General features: G+C 58.3%; 2 protein-coding genes. Both read left to right on the top strand.

All coding sequences use genetic code 11. The features are described 5' to 3' along the window. Positions 1–1,132: sensor histidine kinase (locus AC1DQP_RS20405; protein ID WP_478052420.1), on the top strand; the 1,132-nt coding region annotated here is incomplete at its 5' end. Beyond that, a partial coding sequence (locus tag AC1DQP_RS20400) for a LytR/AlgR family response regulator transcription factor (protein ID WP_478052419.1) occupies positions 1,129–1,476 on the top strand: 348 nt, incomplete at its 3' end. The genes AC1DQP_RS20405 and AC1DQP_RS20400, both read left to right, overlap by 4 nt.

The raw sequence follows: 1,476 nt of genomic DNA, 5'->3' as shown, positions 1-1,476 counted from the left end.
GGATGATTCGATGCCCGCAGCTCCTTTGATCAAGTCGAACACCACCTCCGCGCCTTTAAGCGCTCCGATGACGGGCAATCGGTCCATCGTGAGAGTTCGATGGCAGTGGGTTGGGCTGTCTTGGCTCGTGCTCGCGTTCGCCTACACACCTGCCGTCGTCTTGACGGCCCCCCCAGCGGGCGCGCCGGAGGCTTCGGATTTCCTGCATGCCTTCTTGTTTCTCGTCGGCAGCTACACGCCATGGGCATTGGCCACTCCCATGCTGCTCGGTCTCTCAGGACGATGGATCATCGGAGGTGGCCGGTCTGCTTACCACCTGATTTGGGTTGTATTGTTCGGTCTTCCAGCGATTCCCCTTCTAACAGGGGCGGGCTGGGGATTGGGGCATGGCTTCTTGAATATGTTCGGACTTGCTGGGCAAGGGCAGTCGGATCTGCACAGCAGTCAGCGTGCTTTGGTGGCCACCGCTCTATTTGCCATACCGCTTTATGTCGCTGTCATGGGGGTAGGGCAGCTGTTGGCGCATACGGTCCTGAAAAGCGAACGAGAGAGTCTTCTGGCGCGTTTGAACGAAGAAGCACTGCGATCACGGCTACACCAACACTTCATCTTCAACGCGCTCAATGCCATCGGCGAGCTTGGATATCGTGATGCTCCCAAAGCTGATCGAGCCTTAGGGCATGTCGCAAACTTGCTTCGAGCGTTGCTGGAAAGCGCTCCTGCGGTGGTTTTGAGGGACGAGATTGGGGCATGCGCTGAGTTCATCGAGTTGCATCAGGTGCTGTCCGGCAACATTACGTTCGTTGCGGAGATCGAGCCCGGTGCCTGGGATGCATCCGTCCCTTCGATGGTGTTGCAACCGCTTTTGGAAAATGCCATCCAGCACGGCGCGGATACTGACGGGGCAGTCGAGATCAAGATTGGCGCCAGCCTTCAAGACGGGGATCTTGTCATCAGTGTGGTGAACTCGGTCAATGGGCGCTCATCAGGCGGTCTGGGGATTGGCTTGGACCACCTCAGGAAGAGATTGGTACTGGCGCATGGGGCTGGGGCATCGTTGACGACCCAGTGTGAGAAGAGACGGTTTATTGCTTCAATCCGTCTCCCGCTGATGGAACACGATCAACCATGATTCGCACGTTGATTGTTGACGACATTTCTCTTGCGCGGGCGCGACTCACTCGTTTGCTGGCAAGCGAGCCTGACGTCACGGTCGTAGGGGAGGCATCAACATTGGAGGGTGCGCGTGAGCGCGCGAAGGTTGGGGATGTTGATCTCGTTCTTCTCGATATCGGGCTGCCGGACGGCAGCGGCTTGGACCTCGTGCAGCATCTTGAGGAACTGGTGCCGCACATCGTCTTCATCACCGCTTACAGTGCACACGCCGTTCGCGCCTTCGAGACCGGGGCGTTGGATTACTTGCTCAAACCGGTGGATCCACGCCGGTTGCAGTTGGCCATGCGCCGTGTCCGGGAG

It is taken from the genome of Stenotrophomonas sp. P5_A8 (assembly GCF_056400545.1).
The sequence above is the reverse complement of the archived record's forward strand: the minus strand, read 5'-3'. Positions and strand labels throughout refer to the sequence as shown.